Here is a 22,608-nt window from a genome sequence, read left to right as displayed (position 1 = left end):
CTCATTAGTACCTTTTATTTGCTCATTTCAATTATATATTATATTACTAATATTTTCTATCAAGACTTATGCAATCAATTCTTTCACTTTTTAATTTCTCCTCATATTTTTATTTTAACTGCACATACTACTATTATTAATTCTTGCATTTTTAATATGTATTATTTAAAAATATGAGAAAGCTTGATTGTACTTAAATATGGTCAATACTAGGGAGGTTTTTTATATGAGTAATATCTTTAAAGATAAAAATAAAAAAAAGATATTCAAAGCAAGTAGTTATTTTTTATTTTCAATTTTTCTTATAACTAATTTTTTGTTTTTTATTTCTAAGACCTCAAACTCATCTTTTGTGCCTTCTGTATTTTTTAGTGAAGTTTATGAAGGTGAACCAATTGCACATGCCGGTACTTTTATAACTGATAGTGATGAAAATTTAGAAGCTTCTATAATTTCATTTTTAAATGATCTATATAGTACTCGTAATAAGTCTTTTACTAGTGGTAATGTTGAAGAGCTTTATAAGTTTTATGATACTGCTCAAACCTTTAGTAGCTATTCATTAAAACATGAATTTAAAAGAATTGCTTTCTTAAGAGATTGGGCAAGTGAAAGAAATGTAAGTTTTAAAAATATAGAATCTACACCTAAGATTACATCTATAAAGGAAAATAATAATACATATGATTTAACTTTAAGTGAGGAATATAAATTTGATTACATATATAATGATGCACCTGAAAAAGTAAATAACTTTGGTGTTTCTTTAATACACACTTTGGAGCTTCAGAAATTAGGAAATTCATTTATAGTTACTAAGGATTATTATCAAGATTGCTTTGAAGGTGGCCTTGGTAAATATGATTTTGATTTAACTGAAAAGAATATTCCATTAACTAGATTTAAAGCTTATAATTTAAATTTTAAAATTAATCCTACACCTGAAAATAGTTCTACTTATAATAGAGAAGCTGCTGTAGATTATGCTGATAAGTATTCTGGAATATCTTTTGCAACTAACTTAGATAGTAAATATAATTCAAATTATTATACTTATGTTGCTGGCTCTGGAAATTGTACTAATTTTATATCTCAATGCTTATCTGATAGCCTTGAAGGTGGTGGAATTCCTCAAGATAAAAACTGGTCTTATAAGTTTAATGAATCTAAAGGAGTAATGGCAAGTGAAACTTGGGTTAATTCTGAAAAACTTTTAGATTATCTTTTATCTAGTAATAAAGCATTTATAGCTTTTTCAGGATCTTTTGATGAAATCTTAGATAGTATGTCTAAGTCAAGTAATGAAATAAAACTAGGTGATTTAGTCATATATAAGCAAGGTGATTATATTGAGCATAGTGCTATAATCACAGGATTTGATAATGCTGGGTATCCTTTAGTTAATTCTAATTCTATTGACAAGTATAAAGTACCTTTTGATTTAGGTTGGAATAATGATAATTCTGAATTTTACATAGTATCTTTAAAATAAATTATTAAAATAAAAATAGGCTATAGTTATTTTACTTATAGCCTATTTTTAACCATATAACTTTAAATAACTGGATTTTATACCTTTAAACTTTAGTTAAGTAAGTCTTGTAGGGTATATCTTGAGAACTCATGAAGAAATGCATTTAAAGATTCATTCATTATTCCCTTTAACTTACACCCTGAACTTATAAATGGGCAACAATCTTCCTTATTGAAACATTGTGCAATATTTAAGTTATCTTCTGTTATACGGATAACTTCACCTAAATTTATATCTTGAGGCTCTAAGCCTAATTTTAATCCACCAGTTCTACCTTTCATAGATATAACTAAATCTGTCTTAGCAAGTTTGTGTATTATTTTCTTTAAATGATGTTCTGAAATCTCTAATTTTTTTGCTAATTCTTCTACAGTACATAGCTTGTCTGTATTTTCAGCTAGATATACTAAGGCTCTAAACGAGTAATCAGTAAATTTTGATAAGTACATAATAATTCCTCTCTTTCGTATGATTATTGCCATAACTTAATTTATAATTGCTAGTAACTTTTATATGTACATTAAAATTAAAGATTCTATATTTATACAACATTTAAACTTTATTCTTAATTTTATATAAAATTTACTCTACGGATATTATACTATATACTTACCTAAAATTACTCTAAAGGATATACAATATTTACAATTAATTTACAAAATTGATTTTTTATTAATAATTAGAAGATTAAATATAAAAAAAAGAGTTATTTCTAACCATTTGAGCCACAATTTAAAATAGTAGCAAGTTAAAAATAACTCTATAACATTATTTACTTAAATATTCATCAATAGCTTCTGCAGCAGTTTTACCTGCTCCCATTGCTAAAATAACAGTTGCTGCTCCAGTTACAGCATCTCCCCCAGCATAAACTCCTTCTTTAGTTGTTAGTCCATGCTCATCTGCTATTATACATTTCCACTTATTAGTTTCAAGTCCCTTTGTTGTTGATGATATAAGCGGATTTGGTGAAGTTCCAAGTGACATTATTACAGTATCAACATCCATAACATATTCTGAATCAGCTTTAACTACCGGCTTTCTTCTACCTGATTCATCTGGCTCTCCAAGTTCCATTTGAACACATTTCATTCCCTTTACCCAACCATTTTCATCTACTAAAATTTCTGTTGGGTTAGTTAAAATATCAAAGATTACACCTTCTTCTTTAGCATGGTGTACTTCCTCAACTCTTGCTGGAAGCTCAGATTCACTTCTTCTATAAACAATGTGAGTTTCTGATCCTAGCCTTAAAGCAGTTCTTGCAGCATCCATAGCAACGTTTCCTCCACCTACTACAGCTACTTTCTTTCCCACTTTAACTGGTGTATGATATTCTTCTTTAAATGCCTTCATTAAGTTTACTCTTGTTAAGAATTCATTTGCAGATAAAACTCCATTTGCATTTTCTCCTGGAATACCCATAAACTTAGGAAGACCAGCTCCTGAACCTATAAACACTGCATCAAACTTTTCATCTTCCATAAGCTCATCTATAGTAATAGTTCTTCCTACTATAACATTAGTTTCAATCTTTACTCCAAGCTTCTTTATGTTTTCAATTTCAGCTTTTACTACATCATCCTTAGGTAGTCTAAATTCAGGAATTCCATAAACTAAAACTCCACCTGGTTCATGTAAAGCTTCAAATATAGTTACATCATATCCTTTTTTAGCTAACTCTCCTGCACAAGTTAATCCAGCAGGACCACTACCTATAACAGCTACTTTTTTATTTTTATCTTCTTCTCTTTCTGCTAATTCTATATTATGTGTTCTTGACCAGTCTGCTATAAATCTTTCTAGCTTACCTATTGAAACTGGTTCCCCTTTAATTCCTAATACACATTTACCTTCACATTGACTTTCTTGCGGACATACTCTACCACAAACTGCTGGCAATGCACTATATTTTGCAACTTCTTTAGCTGCCTTTTCAAATTCTCCATTTTTTATATATGCTATGAATCCTGGAATATTTATTGATACTGGACATCCATCAACACATTTTGGATTTTTACAAGTTAAACATCTATTTGCTTCTTTTATTGCTTCTTCATCTATATATCCTAAGCACACTTCTTCAAAGTTTTTTGCTCTTACTTCTGGAGCTTGTTCTGAAACAGGTACTCTTTTCATTCTATCTTGCATATTCATAACTATTCCACCTTGCATCCACAACCACCATGATTATGAGTGTCTCCTTCCTCGATTTTTAGTTGAGCTCTTCCTTCTTCAGTCTTATACATTCCTTGTCTTCTCATTGATTCATCAAAATCAACTAGGTGTCCATCAAACTCTGGACCATCTACACATGCAAATTTCACTTTTCCACCTACAGTAACTCTACATGCCCCACACATTCCAGTTCCATCTACCATTATTGGATTTAAGCTAACTGTTGTAGGAATATTTAATTCCTTAGTCATCATTGACATAAACTTCATCATTATCATAGGTCCAATTACTATTGCATGATCATATTTTTTTCCCTTTTCTTCAATTAAGTACTTTAAACACTCTGTTACTCTACCATTAAATCCATATGTTCCATCATCTGTTGATATATATAAATTGCCTGAAACTTTTCTCATTTCATCTTCTAATATTAATAAGTCCTTTGTTCTACTTCCAACTATTACATCACAAGCAATACCATTTTCATGCATCCATTTAACTTGCGGATATACAGGTGCTGCCCCTACACCACCAGCTATAAATATTATATTTTTCCTTTTAAGCTCTTCTAGGTCTTCATGTATAAACTCACTTGGTTGTCCTAAAGGTCCAACGAAGTCGCTAACATAATCTCCTTCTTCAAAACTAGCTAATTCTTTTGTCTCTCTTCCTACAGCTTGAAATACTATAGTAACAGTTTCATTAACCTTATCATAATCAGCTATTGTTAGAGGAATTCTCTCCCCTTTTTCGTTATTTTTAATAATTATAAATTGTCCTGGCTTAGCAGATTTGGCAACTCTTGGTGCTTCTATATCCATAAGATATATGTTATCAGTAAGTTCTCTTTTTTTCACTATCTTATACATGATTGTTCCCCCCTGGCTTATTTTCATATCAATCTTATATTATCATTTTTCGAATATTCATACAATTAGTAAATGTAAATATTATTCTTTACTACTAAATATTGCTTTTTAGATTTCCTTATTTTTATTATTACTCTATTTTTATTTATCGACTTATTTTTATCTAATTATTTATCTACTTTTTCAAATTAAGGTTACCTCAAAAAGAAAATAATTTCTGTTTAAGATAACCTTAAAATCAATCTATTATTTTAGAAAACTTAAAGTCTTTTAGAAATTAACCTTAGTTCCATAATAAGTGCATTCAAATAATTTAGCCATTGTTGCATCATCAATTTCTCTTGGATTAGATCCAGTACAAGCATCTAAAACTGCATTGTGAGAAATAAATTCTAGATTATCTTTAAAGTCTTCTTCTGTTACTCCATATTCCCTAAGTGTATGTGGAATATTTAATTGTGTGTTTAAATCATTGATCATTTCTATTAATGCATCTGTTAATTCTGCATTATTTTTGCCTTCTAATTTTAATGCTTTAGCTATATCTGCATATCTATCTTCACAATTAACTCTGTTATATTGAATTACATATGGTAAGAAGATTGCATTTGCACATCCATGAGGAATATGGAATACTGCTCCTGTCTTATGAGCCATTGAGTGAACTATTCCAAGTAGTGCATTAGAAAATGCCATTCCTGCTAAACATTGAGCTTCATGCATTAAGTTTCTAGCTTCTTTATTTCCATTATATGAAGCAACTAAGTTCTCTCTAACCATTTCAATAGCCTTCATTGCTAATGGGTCTGAGAAGTTTGATCTTAATGATGCAGTATAAGCTTCGATAGCATGAGTTAATGCATCCATTCCAGTATGTGCTACAAGTTTAGATGGCATAGTTTGTGCAAGATCAGGATCTACTATGGCAATATCCGGAGTTATATTAAAGTCTGCTAGAGGATACTTAATTTTTGCCTTGTAATCTGTTATAACGGAAAATGCTGTTACTTCTGTAGCTGTGCCACTTGTTGATGGGATTGCAACAAATTTAGCTTTTTGTCTAAGCTCTGGTAATCCAAATGGAACAACTGCTTGCTCAAATGTAAAGTCTGGATATTCATAGAAAATCCACATTGCTTTTGCAGCATCTATTGGTGATCCTCCGCCCATTGCAACGATCCAATCTGGTTCAAATCTTCTCATTGCTTCTGCTCCACTCATAACAGTTTCTACTGATGGATCTGGTTCAACTCCCTCAAAAAGTTCAACTTCCATTCCAGCTTCCTTTAAATATGTTTCAACTTTATCTAAGAATCCAAAGCGCTTCATTGAGCCTCCACCAACTACAACAAATGCCTTCTTTCCTTCTAATGTCTTTAATACCTCTAAAGATCCTTCCCCATGATATAAATCTCTTGGTAATGTAAAACGTGCCATAATAAACCTCCTAAAAGTTATATAATTTATTTCTTACTTATTTACATAAATATAATAAGCAAAAATCATGCCAAGTGTTTATAATTTAACAATATTGTTAAATCATTCACCTTCCTGTAAATACTATGCACGCTTTAAAATAAATATGTCCTAAAATAAATCAGTTTAAATATTTTTTACTGCTCTACTTTAGGACACCGTCTTATTATCTTACGTTTTAAAATAAATTGAGAATAAACATAATTATATGTATTAATTCTTCATTTAATTATTTGAAGTAGCAAAATATAAGTTGGCTAAGATAAATAGAATATGTGTAATAAGCATATAGCGAACAATTAGAAGTACTTGGTGAAGGAATAACTACTAGGCCTTAGTGTTGTTGGTTTGTTTGAGCGCAGCGAGTTAACCAAAACTCTTGGCGTAGTAGTTTTTTCGAACCTAGTACTTCTTTGTGCAGCTATTAGCTTATGGAACATATCTAGTTATCTTAGCCTTTACATTAGCAATTTATTAGTTAATATTAATATTGTATTTTTTAACTTTAAGGTAAAGTGTATTTCTGCTTATTCCCAATACTTTCGCTGTTTTAGTCATATTATATTTATTATGCTCTATAGCATTTCTTATAGTTACTTTTTCAATTTCCTCTAAGTTAAAGCATTTTTCCTTTTCTCCGTCAAAAACAATATCTTTGCTATCTATATCTAATATTTCATTTCTTTTTTCTTCTGATTCCTCTAATATATCATCTGATAACTCACCATTTAAATTAACTATATTTTCTATACAGTTTTCTAATTGTCTTATATTCCCTGGCCAATTATATCCAAGTAACCTATTAAATAATTCCTTAGTTATTTCAGGAATTTCTTTTTCTAATTCTATTGATTTCATGCTAAGGAAATATTCAATAAGCTTTCTTATATCCCCTTTTCTTTCTCTAAGAGGTGGTAATTTTATTGGAATTACACATAATCTATAATATAAATCTTCTCTAAAAGTTCCTTTTTTAACTTCTTTCTTTAAATCTTTATTTGTTGCAGCTATCACTCTAATATCTACAGGAATTTCCATGCTTCCTCCAAGTCTAGCAACTCTCCCTTCTTGAAGAACTCTTAGTAGTTTCACTTGCATATCCAATGGCATTTCACCTATTTCATCTAAAAATAATGTTCCACCATTAGCAATTTCAATTTTTCCTATCTTTCCGCCTTTTTTTCCTCCAGTGAAAGTTCCATCTTCATATCCAAAAAGTTCACTTTCAATTATATTAGCAGGTATGGCTCCACAATTTATAGCTATAAATTTATTATTTTTTCTTATACTATAATTATGAATAGATTGCGCTAGTATTTCCTTGCCTGTCCCACTTTCTCCATTAATTAATACCGTTGAAGGACTATTAGCTATAATCTTACAATTTGTTATAACATTTTTTATAGCATCACTTTCTCCTATAATATCATTGAAAGTAAAAAATGCCCCTGTAAAATTACTTTCTTTATTTTTTTCTTTTATCTTTGTTAATGTTGCTACAATCCCTATTATTTTTTCATTACATTTGATTCCTTTAAGAATAATTTCAGTCTTATATTTGCTTGCATGACTTAGCTTTATTTCTTTTGTTATAGTTTCACTATTCTTTGATATTCTGCTTACTATGTTTTTAAAATTGGGGATAATATGATTTATGTCTTCATTAATTAGGTTTTGATTTCTTTTATCTAAAATATTTAATCCTAATTCATTTATGTTTATTATTTTTCCATGTATGTCAATAATCATTATTCCTTTATCAACATTTTCTATAACAGTTTTCATATAATTATAGGTTTGATTTAAGATATAATTAGTTTTTATTCTGTAAAGTTCGTTTTCTATTGCTGTAACTCCAAAAATAACTAATCCTAAGGTGTGAGGGTGTTTCATATTACTTTTTCCTGTTAAATTTAAAGTTCCTATTATTTCGCACTTACTATTATGGATAGGTGCTGCAGAGCAAGTTAATCCTTGAAATATAGTAGCATAATGCTCATTTGCAGTTATTTGAAGACATCTATTTTCTGTTATTGCTGTCCCCATTGCATTAGTACCTATATTTTTCTCATCCATATAGGCTCCAACTTTTAAATTTAGCTTTTCAAGTTCATCCTTTATTGAATCAGCTCCCCTTATATAAAGTATGCATCCATTATTGTCTGTTAAAATTATGATAAAGTCATTATCTTCTACAGACTCAACTACCATATCTATATAGGGTTTTGATATTTCTATTAATTCTTTATTTATCTCTAGTACTTTTTTAAGCGCTTCTCCATTTAACATGGTTCTTGAATGATTGCTACTTTTTTCAACTCCGTAATCTTCACTTCTTTTATGCGAGTTTTCGATTAATAAACTTTTATTATACATAACTCTATACCTCTTAACCATTGTTTTACTTTAATCTTTATACCGTATAATATAAGTTTACTATTAGATTGATAAATTTTCTACAAAATAATATGACTATAATTGTATTTTTATAAAAAATTACAATTATAGTCATTAAAATTTGATTTTTTAGTATCTTGTAGAGTTCTTTAATTGTCTTTCTATATCTCTCTTATGAGCTTTTTCTAACATAGAATCTCTCTTATCATAATTCTTTTTACCTCTACACAATCCAAGTGCAACCTTTACCTTACCATCTTTTAAATATAATGATAATGGTATTAAAGTAAATCCTTGTTGTGCTACAAGTCCCGCAAATCTTGATATTTGCTCCTTATGAAGTAAAAGCTTTCTTTCCCTTAATGGATCAACATTAAATATATTTCCTTGTTCATAAGGACTTATGTGCATACCTTTTATAGTAATTTCACCATTTTCTACATCTGCGTAAGATTCTTTTAAATTACATTTTCCTGCTCTTATTGATTTAACTTCAGTTCCAACTAAAGCTATTCCAGCCTCTATGGTTTCTTCTACAAAATAATCGTGCCTAGCTTTTCTATTTTCAGCTAATGTATTACTATTTTTCTTCCTTACCATATTCTCACCACTCATTTTATTTTTCTTTTAGTATAACAAAATAGTAAAAAAATGTGAACATTTTTTTTAATGGATAATTGATAATGCACAATTGACAATTAAGGAAAAAATCCTAAAGATTTTTAAAATAAAGGTGCTGCACACCAATTTAAGTTTTGCTGTTCAAAACATTCTTAATTATCAATTATCACTTTTCAATTATAAATTGCTTCGCAATTTATTACAGTTCTTCACTATCTTCATTATCATCTTCATTAACTAGTTCATTTTTTATTTCATCTTTTGCTTCTTGAATTTTTTCACTAAGCTTTTCACTAGGTACTATTTCTTCCTTAGGTTGTTCTTCTTCAATTAAATCAAAATAGACTTCTCTGTTGTCTATATCAACTCTAGTACATTTAACTTTGATTTCATCACCTAGTCTATAAACCTTTTTAGTTCTTTCACCGATTAAGCATAAATGAGCTTCATCATAAATATAGTAATCATCATCTAAAGCTGTTATATGAATTAATCCCTCTATTGTATTTGGTAATTCTGCAAATAAACCAAAGGATGTAACTGAAGATATAATAGCTGTAAATTCTTCTCCAATTCTTTCTTGCATATATTCTGCTTTCTTTAAATCATCAACTTCTCTTTCTGCTTCTTGAGCTAATCTTTCCATTTCTGATGATTGTTTTGATGCTATTTCAACTATATTAGTTAATCTTCCTGCTCTCTTTTCATCTATCTTTCCATTTAATTGTTCTTTTATAATCCTATGGATTTGTAAATCTGGATATCTTCTTATTGGTGATGTAAAGTGGCAATAATACTTAGCTGCAAGACCAAAGTGTCCTACACATTCTGGTGAGTATTTAGCTTGCATCATTGAACGTAATAAAAGAGTACTTACTACTGTTTCTTCCTTTTTACCTTTTACTTTTTCTAATATATCTTGAAGAGCTCTTGGATGAGCTTCCTGACCCCATCTTACAATATAACCTAAGTTATATACAAACTCTTTAAACTTTTCTAACTTTTCTTCATCTGGCTCTTCGTGAATTCTATATACAAATGGTAAATTAGTCCAGAACATATGCTCAGCTATTGTTTCATTACATACAAGCATGAATTCTTCTATTATTCTATTTGCAATAGCTCTGTCATAAGGCTTAATATCTACTGGTTTACCTAAGTCATTTAATATAATTTTTGATTCTTCAAAGTTAAAGTCAATAGCGCCTCTTTTCATTCTCTTTTCACGAAGAATGTTGCATAACTCTTCCATAGCCTTAAAATCATCCACTAAGTAATCATATCTTTTAATAAGTTCTTCATCATTATTTTCTAAAATCTTTGTTACATCTGTATATGTCATTCTTTCACTAGTTTTTATAATTGTTTCTTCTATTTCATGTTGAATTACTTTTCCACTCTTATCAATAACCATAAAGCAGCTTAAAGCTAATCTATCTACTTTAGGATTTAATGAACAAATACCATTTGATAACTTCTTAGGTAACATTGGAATTACTCTATCTATTAAATATACTGAAGTACCTCTTTTTAAAGCTTCTTTGTCTAAAGGATTCTTTTCTCTTACATAATGAGATACGTCTGCAATGTGAACTCCTAATCTAAATTTACCATTATCAAGTCTTTCTATTGAAACAGCATCATCTAAGTCCTTAGCATCTTCTCCATCTATTGTTACCATTCTTAAATTTCTAAGATCTTTTCTTCTTGCATATTCCTTAGAATCTATTTCTTCTTCAATGTTTTCTGCATAATTTAGAACCTTTTCTGGGAACTCTTCTGGTAATCCATACTTCTTAATTATTGTAAGAATATCTAACCCCTTATCTCCCTTTTTACCTAAAACTTCTTTTACTATACCTTCAGGACTTCTTCTTTTATCTGCCCATTTAACTATTTCACAAATTACTACATCTCCATCTTGTGCTCCATTTCTATCTTTTTTAGATATAAAGATATCTTGATTTAATCTTGTATCTTCTGGAACAACAAATCCGAAGTTTCTACTATCTTCATATACCCCTATAATTTTAGTATTAGATCTTTCTAAAACTTCTCTTACTTCTCCTTCTCTCTTTTTACCATTTAAATCTTCTCTTGTTATTTGAACTAACACCTTATCTCCATTCATAGCACCACTCATAGATGAACTTGGTATGAAAACATCTTTTTCCCCCTCAGTATCTGGAAGTAAGAATCCAAATCCTTTTTGATGCACTTGTAACTTACCAGTTATTAAACCAAGTCTTTCAGGCACACCAAACTTATCTTTCTTTGTCCTAACAATTAGGCCTTCCCTTTCCATTGATTTTAGAACTTTCTTAAAAGATTTATATTCATCAGGATTTATATCAAATACAGCAACCAACTCTTGAATATCCATTGGTCTGTATGCTTCCTCTCTCATAAAACTTAATAACGTCTGTTTAATTCCCATATATACGTTTCCTCCATATAATTCAATTTATTTAAAAATCTATTTCTAATCTGATTTTATAAGTAAGTTATACATTTATTATATGTATAATTTAAAATCTATATCATTTGTAAAATAAAATAATATATCATTAATTCTTGGCTATTTGTAAATTAATCTACAGTCAGATCCATTTTATAATTCACCCTAGATGAATTATTTGCTAATTCTTTCATTATTAATTATTTTACCCTTAACTTCTTCATCCTTCTCTAGTTTATCCATCTTCCCTTGATATTACACACTTCCGAAACACTTTTATTAATTTCACCCATTTTCCTATTAGGGTTTTATTTACCAATTTATATTTAATCAAAAAAACAGACAATCAACAACCCCATTGTCAATTGTCCACACCAATTACCAACTATTAATTATTCCTTCACTTTTCCATATAATTCATTTTGCTTAAATTATCTATTATGAATTAACATTCTACTCATTTGTAAATTTATTCTACAAACAGCTGACTTTCTATAATTTAACGCAAGCGAATTATTTCCTAAACTTTTTCATTTTTCATTCTTTCACTTATCCCATTTATCTTAAGCAATATTCAGCTAATACAGTTTGTAACTCATAAATATTTAAGCTGCTGTTGAACTGCTTTTCTATTGGAAGGGCTGTTCCAGAAATCCATATTTTTAATTCTGCATCTAAGTCAAAATGTCCAGCAGTCTCAATGCTAAAATGAGTTATTGATTTATATGGGATTGAATGATATTCTGTTTTCTTTCCAGTAACACCTTGCTTATCAACTAAAATAAGTCTTTTATTTGTGAAAATAAACGTATCTCTTACTAGTTTATAAGCTTTTTCTATAGTTTCTGATGATGCTAATATTTTTCCATATTCTTTTTTTAAAGCTTCTAAATTAACTTCTGAAGCATTTCCCATTAATCCATTAAATATACCCATAAAAACACTCCCTTTATTTTAAGATAAAATAGTATAAAAGAGCTACCTATTATAAAAAGCAGCTCTTGTTATAACATTATATTAAGTTTAATACTACTGTATTCACAGCAAATAAAGTCATTGTTACAATTGTTACTTTTAATAGCATAGCTTCCTTTGTTCTAGCTTTATTCTTTGAAAAGAAAGTTTCATTTTTACTTCCTTGAATAAGTCCACTTAATGCATCTGTTTTACTTGGTTGTAATAATACTGATATTATGATTGCTAACCCTAAGATCACTTCTAATACTAATAAAACATCTTTCATTCTTATACCTCCCATGATTACTCAAAACGGTCATATTTACATAACTTTATATTATCATATTAAATGCTACATTACAAGTCAATAGTTACAAAATTATCCCTTATAATCCCTTATAAAAATAAGGATAAGATTATAAAATCTTATCCTTATATATTAAAATTTAATTATTTCTTGATGTTGAAGAATGCTTTTCTTCCTCTGTATTCAGCTACATCGTCTAATTCTTCTTCAATTCTTATTAATTGGTTGTACTTAGCAACTCTTTCAGATCTTGCAGGAGCACCAGTCTTGATTTGACCAGCGTTAACAGCTACAACTAAATCAGCAATTGTAGTATCTTCTGTTTCACCAGATCTGTGAGAAATAACTGCTGTATAACCAGCTCTGTTAGCCATTTCGATAGCATTTAAAGTTTCTGTTAAAGTACCGATTTGGTTTAACTTGATTAGGATTGAGTTACCAACTCCCATGTCGATTCCTCTTTCTAATCTTTCAGTGTTAGTAACGAATAAGTCATCACCAACTAATTGAACTTTCTTACCTAATCTTTCAGTTATTAGCTTCCAACCTTCCCAGTCTTCTTCAGCCATACCATCTTCGATTGAGATAATTGGGTATTTGTTAACCCAGTTTTCTAAGAAGTCAACCATTTCAGCTGCAGTTAAAGTTTTTCCTTCATGTTCTAATACATACTTTCCATCTTTGTAGTATTCTGATGAAGCAGCATCGATAGCGATGAACATATCTTCTCCAGCTTTGTAACCAGCTTTAGTTATAGCTTCTATAATAACTTCAATCGCTTCTTCGTTTGACTTAAGGTTTGGAGCAAATCCACCTTCATCACCGATAGCTGTTGAATATCCTTTATCATGTAAAGTTTTCTTTAATGTATGATAAACTTCAGCACACATCTTTAATGCATCGCTAAATGTTTTAGCTCCAACTGGCATAACCATGAATTCTTGTAAATCAACTGAGTTATCAGCATGTGATCCACCATTGATTATGTTCATCATAGGTACTGGTAAAACTTTTGCATTTACTCCACCTACATATTGGTATAATGGTAAATCTAATGATTTTGCAGCTGCATTAGCAACAGCAAGTGAAACACCTAATATAGCGTTAGCACCTAATTTTGCTTTGTTTGGAGTTCCATCTAATTCGATAAGCATTTTATCTATATATGGTTGATCATATACGTTGCATCCAATTAATTCTTCTGCAATTGTATCATTTACGTTTTGAACAGCCTTTAAAACACCTTTTCCTAGGTAGTTATCTTTATCTCCATCTCTTAATTCAACTGCTTCATACATACCAGTTGATGCTCCTGATGGAACTGCTGCTCTTCCTACAGTACCATCTTCTAAGTATACTTCAACTTCTACTGTAGGGAAACATCTTGAGTCAAGAATTTGTCTTGCTACAACGTCTACTATTTCACAATAATTTTTCATTACTTTTTCCTCCTTATATTTGAAATGTATAATTTCTTTCGCCTATATCCATACCTTTATATTATTTCTTATGAGTAATAATTTATTCATAAAAAGATATACATCTAGATTTTTCTGAAAGAAATAACATTTTTTAGCAAATAATAATCATTATCACATTTTCAATATCATTATACCACTTTGACCATAATTTTCAATATTTATTTGTGGCTGTAATCATTTAAAAGGAATTTTTTTATTATAATATTTATGATAAGTGTTACAAATTAAAAAAAGCTCAGACTCGTCTGAACTTTTTATTAATAGAACTTCTATTAGTTCCTATGAATTTATAGTTTTCACTTTCTTATTAATACTAATATTATCTTTTTCTTTTTTTGTTTCATTATTTACATTAGTTGCCTTTGATTTAGTATATACATCAAAAGCTACTGCAATTAAAAGCACCAGTCCTTTAATTGCTTGTTGCCAATCTACTCCTATTCCTAAAATTGACATACCATTATTTAGAACTCCCATTACAAATCCACCTATAATAGCTCCAAATACACTTCCTATTCCACCCATTGCTGATGCTCCACCTATATAACAAGCTGCAATGGCATCTAACTCAAAATTAGCTCCTGCTTTTGGTGTTGCTGCATTTAATCTACCAGCAAATATCATCCCAGCTAAAGCTGCTATTATCCCCATATTTATATAAACTAAAAATAAAGTTTTCCTTGTGTTTACTCCTGATAATTCTGCTGCTTTTTGATTTCCACCTAACGCATATATATGCCTACCAATTATAGTCTTATTCGCAATAAATGAATATCCTATAATTAATACTGTAAGTAAAACTAAAACTGTAGGTATTCCATTATATGCAGCAAGCCAATACATAAATATATTTATTACTCCTATAGTAAGTAAACATTTAATTATAAAAAGGGTAACAGACTGAACATCAAAACCATTTTTCATTTTACTATTTCTATCCTTTATCTGAAGCAATACAAATATTATTGAAATCGAAATTCCAACTATTATAGCTGTAAATTTTCCTGGTATAAATCCAGAACTTATACTTTGAAATAATTCTGGAAAAGGGGCTAAAGTTTGTCCTTGCAATATTACAAGAGTTAATCCTCTAAAAATTAACATTCCTGCAAGTGTTACTATAAAGGCTGGAATTTTTACATATGCTATCCAAAAGCCTTGCCATGCCCCAATTGCTGCACCAATTATTAAGCAAATTATCATGGCTGGAATAGCCGATATTTTATAGTTAATCATAAGCATCGCTCCTATAGCTCCTACAAAAGCAGCGATAGAACCAACTGATAAATCAATATTTCCTGTTACTATAACTAATAACATACCTATAGCAAGAATTAATATATAGCTATTTTGTAATATTAAATTTGTAATATTTAATGGTTTTAATAATATTCCATTTGTTAAAATTTCAAATAATATCATTATTGATATAAGTGCAATACCCATTCCATACTTTCTAATATTTCCACTAAATAGTGTTTTTACCTTCTCCATATGATTCCCCCCTAACTATTAACTATACATCTCATTATATTTTCTTGTGAAGCTTCCTCTTTATCTAATTCTCCGACTATCCTCCCATCGTTCATAACATATATCCTATCACTTAATCCAAGAACTTCAGGTAATTCAGATGATATTATTAAAATGGATTTGCCCGATTCAGCTAACTCATTAATGAGAGTATAAATCTCATATTTGGCTCCAACATCAATTCCTCTAGTTGGTTCATCCAAAATAAGTACATCAGGTTCTGAGAATATCCATTTACTAAGCACAACTTTTTGTTGATTTCCTCCAGAAAGGTCTCCTGTATTTTGTAATATACTAGAAGATTTAATATTCATTTTACTTCTAAAACTTTCTGCTACTTTTATTTCATCATTATTATTAACAACATTATTTTTACTTATTTTATTTAAGCTTGCTAAAGTAATATTATTTTTTATATTATCTATTAAAATTAGTCCGCAATTTTTTCTATCCTCCGTTACATATGCAACTCCACTTTTTATAGCTTCTTTTACATTTTTAAAGGATACCTCTTTATTATCTTTTAATATTACACCTGATATCTTGCTTCCAAAGCTTCTTCCAAATATACTCATTGCAAGTTCAGTTCTTCCTGCCCCCATAAGACCGGCTATCCCTACAACTTCTCCTCTTCTTATATTCAAGTTAATATTTTTTATTATTTGTCTTTGTGTATCTAATGTATCATAAACATTCCAATTTTTTACTTCAAAAGAAACTTCACCAATTTTACTGTTTCTTTTTGGAAATCTATCAATTAAGTCCCTACCTACCATTCCTTTTATTATTCTATCTTCATTTATTCCATCGACTTTTTTATCTAGAGTTTCTATCGTTGATCCATCTCTTATTATTGTAATTCTATCTGCAATATCAGATATTTCATTCAATTTATGTGAAATTAATATTGATGATACACCCTGAGCTTTTAATTCTATAAGAAGATCTAACAACACCTTACTATCTTCATCATTTAATGCTGCTGTGGGTTCATCTAAAATTAGTAATGAAACATTTTTAGAAAGGGCCTTGGCAATTTCGACTAACTGTTGCTTACCTACTCCTATATTCGCTATTAGTTTATCTGGTGATTCATCTAATCTAACTCGTTTTAAAAGCTCTTTTGATTTATTGATTGTGGTATTCCAATTAATAACTCCATTCTTACTTTTCTCATTTCCTAAAAATATATTTTCAGCTATAGATAAATATGGTATTAAAGCTAGCTCTTGATGTATTATAACTATTCCTAATTTTTCACTATCTTTAATATTTTTAAAAGAGCATAATTTTCCTTTAAAGTATATCTCACCACTATAACTTCCATAAGGATATATCCCACTCAATACATTCATAAGAGTTGACTTTCCAGCACCATTTTCACCTACTAATGCATGAATTTCATTTTCTTTAACTTCTAGATTTACATTATCTAATGCCTTTACTCCTGGAAATAGCTTAGTAATTCCCTTCATTTTTAGAATGATATTTTCCATATCCCAACCTCCCTCTAAATAAGTAAAGTAGTTATTCAAAATTAATGTTAGAATATATCCTACAAAAGCCTTATAAGACATATTCTAACTTTTAATTTTTACTTCAATTGCTCTTCTGTGTAATATCCTGAATCAATTAAAGCTTCTTTGTAATTATTTATGTCTACAGAAACTGGTTCACAAAGATATGAAGGGACTATCTTTTTACCATTATCATAAGTTTTTGTATCGTTTACAGGGGCTTCCTTACCTTCTAATACAGCTTCAACTATCGCTACAGTCTTTTCCGCAAGTACTCTAGTATCTTTAAATACTGTTTGTGTTTGCTCCTCTGAAATTATTGATTTTATAGAAGGAATCTCTGCATCTTGTCCTGTTACTATCGGTAGCTTTTTATCTCCATTGCCATATCCGACACTCTTTAATGAAGATAGTACTCCTATACTAATGCCATCATATGGTGATAAAACAGCATCTATTTCTTCACTTGAATAATATGTGCTTAACAAATTATCCATTCTTGATTGTGCTGTTGCTCCATCCCATCTTAATGTTGATACCTTGTCCATTCCCATTTGTCCACTTTTAACAACCAAAACTTTCGAATCAATATAAGGTTTTAATACAGATATTGCTCCATCATAAAAGAAGTATGCATTATTATCATCTGGGGATCCTCCAAATAACTCTATATTAAATGGACCTTTTTCACCTTTATCTAGTCCTAACTTTTCAATTATATAATTTCCTTGTAATACTCCAACTTTAAAATTATCAAATGTTGCATAATAAGATATATTTTCTGAACCCCGTATTAACCTGTCATATGCTATTACAGGAATTTTTTGTTCTGCTGCTTTATTTATAACATCAAATAATGCTTCTCCATCAATAGAAGCAATAACTAATACATCTACTCCTTTTGTAATCATATTTTCTATTTGAGAAACTTGGTTTTCTACGACATCTTCAGCATATTGCATATCTACTTTATATCCAAGCTCTTCAAATTTTTCTTTCATATTGTTTCCATCATCAATCCACCTTTGCGATGATTTAGTTGGCAGTGCAATACCTATTGTTTTATTTTTGCTATTTGCCGAAGAATTTTCATTTGTATTCGATTTACAACTCATAAGTGTTAAAGACATAGTTAAAGCTAAAACAGATGATAATAATTTTTTCATACAAGCTCTCCTCTACAATATAATTTTTATAAATGATTCAAATTATATAATCCTTAATTTATTCACCTCCAAAAACAACTTTGTAAAGTACGTACACTTTGAATACACCTTATTAATCTTACGTACAATTATATTCTACCAAAATGTGTATTTATTGTAAATATTTTTAATAATTTTTATGCATTTTAGGATAAAATTCTTTTACAAAATAAAAAAGAGCCTGTCTAGACTCTTTTTTACTCTAATTCACCATTTTGTAAGTATTGCTTATATTTCTTTTCCCACTCTCTTGCAACTTTTTTATCAATTAATCTAATATCCTCTAAAAAACTTTCCAACACTCCAATTTTATCAAGTCCCTTCATTAGATGCCTTGGATAATGTACCTTTCTTTTATAACATTGCTTTGGATCTATAACCATAACCTTATTATCACTTGTTATGTAAATATCTCTACATCTAGCATCTAATTTAGTGAATTTAAGTCTTTTAAATTCTTCTATTAAATAATATAGATTTTCTGAAATTTCATAATTAAAGCCTTTCTTCTTGATGTAATGGTCTAACCTATGTCCTTCAACCTTATCTCTTACTATATAAAACTTACCTAAATTATATACCCTTGGAAAATATTTAGACCTACTTACTTTTTTAAGTATCTCCCCTTCTTCCTTACAACATTTTGCTTCTTGAAATATCTTTACTGCTTTATTACCGGGTAACTCATAAACAATACCATTATGACCTTCACCAAGAAAAACGGCTTCCTTAAAAAGCTCTTCAGTTTCAGCATCAAAATCTGCTGAATAAGAATAAGTCCTAGCCATATAACTCTCCCATAAAAATATTATTATTATATATTATTACTTATACGTAGATATTATCACAAGTTTCTGCTTTTATTTATAAAGAAAAAGTTTCTTTCACTATTTTACTTCTCCACATTAATTAAATAACAAATATAAATTGGCAAGGATAAATGGAACATATCAATTTATCTTTGCCGTTATATTCATATTTAATTAAATATTACTGTTTCTGGTTTTACAGTATCTCCGTATATTGGTGCTAGAGTTGTATCATAAGCTTCCTTAAAAAATCCTTCTTTAGTAAGCTCATCTATTTCTTTATTAAGCCATTCTAATAACTCTGTGTCTCCTTTTTTAACAGCTGGTGCTATTGCATCCTCTTCGCCTAAACTTGAAATATAAGTATCATAACCTTCATTTTCTCTTGCCCAAGCAAATAATAAAGTATTGTCGTGTGCTAATGCAGCACCTCTTCCATCCTTTAATGCAGCAAATGTTTCAGTATTTTGTTCAAATTTAACTAGTTCAATATCAGGATAGTTTTTTGTAAAATAGCTTTCAGCTGTAGTTCCCTTATTAACTAATAGTTTCTTTCCCTTTAGGTCATCTACTGATTTTATTGGTGCCCCATCTGGTGAAACTACTCCTAATGAAACTTTCATATATGGAGTTGCAAAATCTACTTTTTCTTTTCTTTCTGCTGTAACTGTAAAGTTAGCTAAGATTATATCAACTTTATTTGATTGTAAGTATTCTACTCTGTTTGCTGCTTCAACTAATACAAATTCAACTTTACTTTCATCTCCTAATAAATCCTTAGCCAATCTTTTTGCTAAATAAACATCATAACCTTGGTTTGCTCCTTTTTCATCCACAAAGCCAAATGGTGGCTTATCACTAAATACTCCAATTCTTATTTTTCCTACCTTTTTAATTGCATCTATTGATGACTTACTCTCTTCTGATTTACTTCCACATCCAACTAATGCCCCCAATGCTATTACTAATGTTAAAATTAATGATAAAAGTTTTTTCATTTTTACCTGCCCCTTCCTTTTTTATTTATATAAATCAAATGATGATAAAAAGCTTTTTGCTCTTTCAGTTTTTGGATTTTCAAAAAATTCTTTTGGAGAAGATTCTTCTACTATTTTCCCTTCCTCCATAAACACAATTTTATCTGCCACATGTTTTGCAAATTCTAATTCATGAGTAACTACAACCATAGTCATTCCATTTTGTGCAAGTTCTAATAATACCATTAAAACTTCTCTAACCATTTCTGGATCTAATGCTGCTGTAACTTCATCAAAAAGCATTATCTCCGGATTCATGCACAAAGCTCTAACTATTGCAATTCTCTGTTTTTGACCTCCTGAAAGTTCTCTTGGATATGCATATTTTCTATTAAATAATCCTACTCTTTTTAAAAGTTCATCAGCTTGTTTTTCAACCTCTTCTTTACTTCTATTTTGAGCCTTAGTCGGCCCAAGCAAAATATTATTTATAACATTCATATGAGGAAATAATTCATAGCTTTGAAACACCATTCCTATTGTTCCTCTTACCTTCTCAAATTCTACCTCTTTACCTAAAATCCCATAATTGTTTAAGATGATTTCTCCTCCAGATATATCTTCTAAGCCATTTAAGCATCTTAAAAATGTACTTTTACCACAACCTGAAGGTCCCAAAATTACTACTACTTCGCCTTTTTTAACTTCTAAGTCTATCCCTTTTAATGCTTCTATTTCTCCATATTTTTTCTTTATATTTTTTACATTAAGCAATATTTCTTCACTCATAAAATCCCCCCTAGTTTAGTTTTTTCTCTAATGCCTTTGCTCCCAATGATATTGGGAAACAAATTAAAAAGTATATTATAAGCAATAGTCCATAAATCCAAAAAGATGCTAGTGGCTCTGTTAAGACTGTTCTTTCTATAATTTGCTGTCCAACTTTTACTAAATCAACTGCACCTATTAAAGTCATTAATGTTGTAGTTTTAATCATTCTAGTGCTTAAATTAATAATACCTGGCAGAACTCTTCTAATACTAATTGGAATAATAATGTACTTATAAGTTTGTATCTTATTCAAAGATAATGCCTTTGATGATTCATAATATATTTTAGGAATAGAAGTAATTGCCCCTCTTACTAGATCTCCAATTTCTGCTGTTCCCCATAAAGTAAAAACAATATATCCAACTATTGCAGATTCTAAATGAACATTTAAAAATGTAGGTACTCCAAAGTAAAAAATAAATAACCACACCATTAATGGAATTATTCTTATACTCTCTAAATATATAGTTGATATTACCTTTACAAACTTTCTTTTACTTGTCATAATTATTCCAAATATAACTCCTAATATAGTTGATAAAACAACAGATACAATAGCTACATTTAATGTTACCAATAACCCCTCCATGAGTCTTTTCATGTTATCTATATTAAAAATTATATTATCTGCCAAATTCTCCATATCTTAACCTCCTCTCTAATATCCTACTGATTATTGAAATAGGAAGTAATATTATAAGATAAAATATCACAACTAATATTAATGCTTCATTTGTTTTATAGTACATTCCTATAACATCCTTAGTAACAAACATAAGCTCTGCAACAGCTATTGACCCTATAATAGATGTTTCTTTTACTAAGAAGATACAATTAGCTACTATGGATGGAATTGATATAGAAAAGCTCATTGGCATCACTATATATGTTAAAATCTGTGTTTTCCTTAAGCCTAAAGCTTGTCCACTTTCTATTTGTGCTTTGGCAACTGCATCTATTCCACCTCTAAAGGATTCTGCCATATAAGCTCCACCTAAAAATGATAAACCTATTACTCCACAAGTAAATCCACTTAAGGTTACTCCTATCTTAGTTAATCCATAATAAAGAAAAAATACTTGTATTAATAATGGTGTATTTCTTGAAAACTCTATATATACTTTTGATATTATATTTAGCAATTTTATATTAAAATATCTAGCCACTTCTATTATTAATCCAATTAGAATAGACAATATAATCGATATAATTGCTAATTTTATAGTGACGATTGTTGCCTGAAAAAAATGTGGTAAACTACTGATAATAAAATTGAAATCTAACTCCATAAAATCCCCCTAAATCTTATAACTCAATATGCACTTTCTAAACGATAAAGCAACTTAAACATATTAAAACCTTAACCCTATCAAAATTTATATTAAATTTAAATATAATATTCCTAATGTAATTTATATAAATAAAAAACTTCCTCCCTTACAACTTTATAAGAGACGA

At 29.3% G+C, this 22,608-nt stretch carries 19 protein-coding genes and 1 other annotated feature (1 of these 20 only partly in view); of the genes, 1 reads left to right on the top strand and 18 read right to left on the bottom strand.

Annotated features, from left to right (window positions below):
- Positions 1-226: 226 nt before the first annotated feature.
- The gene (locus tag I2E83_RS12900; protein WP_195430173.1) at positions 227-1,492 is read left to right on the top strand and encodes an amidase domain-containing protein; all 1,266 of its coding nucleotides are present in this window, start codon (positions 227-229) and stop codon (positions 1,490-1,492) included.
- 92 nt (positions 1,493-1,584) lie between these two features.
- Here I2E83_RS12900 and I2E83_RS12895 read toward each other — a convergent pair whose 3' ends face one another.
- The 18 genes from I2E83_RS12895 to I2E83_RS12810 form a co-directional block, all read right to left on the bottom strand.
- Positions 1,585-1,983 carry an Rrf2 family transcriptional regulator gene (locus tag I2E83_RS12895; protein WP_195262852.1) on the bottom strand — a complete coding sequence of 133 codons (399 nt, stop codon included), beginning with the start codon at positions 1,981-1,983 and terminating at the stop codon, positions 1,585-1,587.
- A 319-nt stretch (positions 1,984-2,302) separates the two neighbouring features.
- Positions 2,303-3,691: an NADPH-dependent glutamate synthase gene (gltA, locus tag I2E83_RS12890; protein ID WP_195430172.1), complete on the bottom strand. Its 1,389-nt coding sequence runs from the start codon at positions 3,689-3,691 to the stop codon at positions 2,303-2,305.
- 2 nt (positions 3,692-3,693) lie between these two features.
- The gene (locus I2E83_RS12885) at positions 3,694-4,581 is read right to left on the bottom strand and encodes a sulfide/dihydroorotate dehydrogenase-like FAD/NAD-binding protein (RefSeq protein ID WP_195430170.1); all 888 of its coding nucleotides are present in this window, start codon (positions 4,579-4,581) and stop codon (positions 3,694-3,696) included.
- A gap of 270 nt (positions 4,582-4,851) precedes the next feature.
- Positions 4,852-6,018: an iron-containing alcohol dehydrogenase gene (locus tag I2E83_RS12880; RefSeq protein WP_195262849.1), complete on the bottom strand. Its 1,167-nt coding sequence runs from the start codon at positions 6,016-6,018 to the stop codon at positions 4,852-4,854.
- Positions 6,019-6,531: 513 nt separating this feature from the next.
- Complete coding sequence (locus I2E83_RS12875; RefSeq protein ID WP_195430167.1) at positions 6,532-8,433, bottom strand: sigma 54-interacting transcriptional regulator; 1,902 nt, start codon at positions 8,431-8,433, stop codon at positions 6,532-6,534.
- A 150-nt stretch (positions 8,434-8,583) separates the two neighbouring features.
- Positions 8,584-9,054, bottom strand: a complete 471-nt coding sequence (gene smpB / locus I2E83_RS12870) for an SsrA-binding protein SmpB (protein WP_195262847.1) — start codon at positions 9,052-9,054, stop codon at positions 8,584-8,586.
- A gap of 220 nt (positions 9,055-9,274) precedes the next feature.
- Positions 9,275-11,512, bottom strand: a complete 2,238-nt coding sequence (gene rnr, locus I2E83_RS12865) for a ribonuclease R (protein ID WP_195262846.1) — start codon at positions 11,510-11,512, stop codon at positions 9,275-9,277.
- 579 nt (positions 11,513-12,091) lie between these two features.
- A complete protein-coding gene (locus tag I2E83_RS12860) occupies positions 12,092-12,469 on the bottom strand; it encodes a PH domain-containing protein (RefSeq protein ID WP_195262845.1) in 378 nt (125 codons plus the stop codon).
- A gap of 76 nt (positions 12,470-12,545) precedes the next feature.
- Positions 12,546-12,776, bottom strand: coding sequence for a preprotein translocase subunit SecG (secG, locus tag I2E83_RS12855; RefSeq protein ID WP_195262844.1), 231 nt, complete (start codon positions 12,774-12,776; stop codon positions 12,546-12,548).
- A gap of 164 nt (positions 12,777-12,940) precedes the next feature.
- A complete protein-coding gene (gene eno, locus I2E83_RS12850) occupies positions 12,941-14,236 on the bottom strand; it encodes a phosphopyruvate hydratase (protein WP_195262843.1) in 1,296 nt (431 codons plus the stop codon).
- Between the two features lie 321 nt (positions 14,237-14,557).
- The gene (mmsB, locus tag I2E83_RS12845) at positions 14,558-15,772 is read right to left on the bottom strand and encodes a multiple monosaccharide ABC transporter permease (protein WP_195430165.1); all 1,215 of its coding nucleotides are present in this window, start codon (positions 15,770-15,772) and stop codon (positions 14,558-14,560) included.
- Between the two features lie 11 nt (positions 15,773-15,783).
- The gene (gene mmsA / locus I2E83_RS12840; RefSeq protein ID WP_195430163.1) at positions 15,784-17,307 is read right to left on the bottom strand and encodes a multiple monosaccharide ABC transporter ATP-binding protein; all 1,524 of its coding nucleotides are present in this window, start codon (positions 17,305-17,307) and stop codon (positions 15,784-15,786) included.
- 98 nt (positions 17,308-17,405) lie between these two features.
- Positions 17,406-18,494 carry a multiple monosaccharide ABC transporter substrate-binding protein gene (gene chvE / locus I2E83_RS12835; protein ID WP_195430161.1) on the bottom strand — a complete coding sequence of 363 codons (1,089 nt, stop codon included), beginning with the start codon at positions 18,492-18,494 and terminating at the stop codon, positions 17,406-17,408.
- Between the two features lie 236 nt (positions 18,495-18,730).
- The gene (locus tag I2E83_RS12830) at positions 18,731-19,321 is read right to left on the bottom strand and encodes a protein kinase (RefSeq protein WP_195262836.1); all 591 of its coding nucleotides are present in this window, start codon (positions 19,319-19,321) and stop codon (positions 18,731-18,733) included.
- 191 nt (positions 19,322-19,512) lie between these two features.
- Positions 19,513-20,340: a cysteine ABC transporter substrate-binding protein gene (locus I2E83_RS12825; protein ID WP_195262835.1), complete on the bottom strand. Its 828-nt coding sequence runs from the start codon at positions 20,338-20,340 to the stop codon at positions 19,513-19,515.
- Positions 20,341-20,361: 21 nt separating this feature from the next.
- Complete coding sequence (locus I2E83_RS12820) at positions 20,362-21,108, bottom strand: amino acid ABC transporter ATP-binding protein (RefSeq protein ID WP_279325020.1); 747 nt, start codon at positions 21,106-21,108, stop codon at positions 20,362-20,364.
- 10 nt (positions 21,109-21,118) lie between these two features.
- Positions 21,119-21,793 carry an amino acid ABC transporter permease gene (locus tag I2E83_RS12815; protein ID WP_195430159.1) on the bottom strand — a complete coding sequence of 225 codons (675 nt, stop codon included), beginning with the start codon at positions 21,791-21,793 and terminating at the stop codon, positions 21,119-21,121.
- Positions 21,774-22,439 carry an amino acid ABC transporter permease gene (locus tag I2E83_RS12810; RefSeq protein ID WP_195430157.1) on the bottom strand — a complete coding sequence of 222 codons (666 nt, stop codon included), beginning with the start codon at positions 22,437-22,439 and terminating at the stop codon, positions 21,774-21,776. Before I2E83_RS12810 ends, I2E83_RS12815 begins: the two co-directional genes overlap by 20 nt.
- A 158-nt stretch (positions 22,440-22,597) precedes the next feature.
- Positions 22,598-22,608: a binding site (T-box leader), on the bottom strand; it runs 203 nt beyond the window's last position.

This window comes from Clostridium sp. D46t1_190503_E9 (genome assembly GCF_015555225.1).
Taxonomy (GTDB): domain Bacteria; phylum Bacillota; class Clostridia; order Clostridiales; family Clostridiaceae; genus Clostridium.
Note: the sequence above shows the minus strand (reverse complement) of the source record. Positions and strands in the feature narration are given on the sequence as shown.

Bases quoted from the DNA above. Each gene is read 5' to 3' on its own strand.
- I2E83_RS12900 (WP_195430173.1), top strand. From the start codon at position 227: ATGAGTAATATCTTTAAAGATAAAAATAAAAAAAAGATATTCAAAGCA.
- I2E83_RS12895 (WP_195262852.1), bottom strand. From the start codon at position 1,983: ATGTACTTATCAAAATTTACTGATTACTCGTTTAGAGCCTTAGTATAT.
- gltA (WP_195430172.1), bottom strand. From the start codon at position 3,691: ATGAATATGCAAGATAGAATGAAAAGAGTACCTGTTTCAGAACAAGCT.
- I2E83_RS12885 (WP_195430170.1), bottom strand. From the start codon at position 4,581: ATGTATAAGATAGTGAAAAAAAGAGAACTTACTGATAACATATATCTT.
- I2E83_RS12880 (WP_195262849.1), bottom strand. From the start codon at position 6,018: ATGGCACGTTTTACATTACCAAGAGATTTATATCATGGGGAAGGATCT.
- I2E83_RS12875 (WP_195430167.1), bottom strand. From the start codon at position 8,433: ATGTATAATAAAAGTTTATTAATCGAAAACTCGCATAAAAGAAGTGAA.
- smpB (WP_195262847.1), bottom strand. From the start codon at position 9,054: ATGGTAAGGAAGAAAAATAGTAATACATTAGCTGAAAATAGAAAAGCT.
- rnr (WP_195262846.1), bottom strand. From the start codon at position 11,512: ATGGGAATTAAACAGACGTTATTAAGTTTTATGAGAGAGGAAGCATAC.
- I2E83_RS12860 (WP_195262845.1), bottom strand. From the start codon at position 12,469: ATGGGTATATTTAATGGATTAATGGGAAATGCTTCAGAAGTTAATTTA.
- secG (WP_195262844.1), bottom strand. From the start codon at position 12,776: ATGAAAGATGTTTTATTAGTATTAGAAGTGATCTTAGGGTTAGCAATC.
- eno (WP_195262843.1), bottom strand. From the start codon at position 14,236: ATGAAAAATTATTGTGAAATAGTAGACGTTGTAGCAAGACAAATTCTT.
- mmsB (WP_195430165.1), bottom strand. From the start codon at position 15,772: ATGGAGAAGGTAAAAACACTATTTAGTGGAAATATTAGAAAGTATGGA.
- mmsA (WP_195430163.1), bottom strand. From the start codon at position 17,307: ATGGAAAATATCATTCTAAAAATGAAGGGAATTACTAAGCTATTTCCA.
- chvE (WP_195430161.1), bottom strand. From the start codon at position 18,494: ATGAAAAAATTATTATCATCTGTTTTAGCTTTAACTATGTCTTTAACA.
- I2E83_RS12830 (WP_195262836.1), bottom strand. From the start codon at position 19,321: ATGGCTAGGACTTATTCTTATTCAGCAGATTTTGATGCTGAAACTGAA.
- I2E83_RS12825 (WP_195262835.1), bottom strand. From the start codon at position 20,340: ATGAAAAAACTTTTATCATTAATTTTAACATTAGTAATAGCATTGGGG.
- I2E83_RS12820 (WP_279325020.1), bottom strand. From the start codon at position 21,108: ATGAGTGAAGAAATATTGCTTAATGTAAAAAATATAAAGAAAAAATAT.
- I2E83_RS12815 (WP_195430159.1), bottom strand. From the start codon at position 21,793: ATGGAGAATTTGGCAGATAATATAATTTTTAATATAGATAACATGAAA.
- I2E83_RS12810 (WP_195430157.1), bottom strand. From the start codon at position 22,439: ATGGAGTTAGATTTCAATTTTATTATCAGTAGTTTACCACATTTTTTT.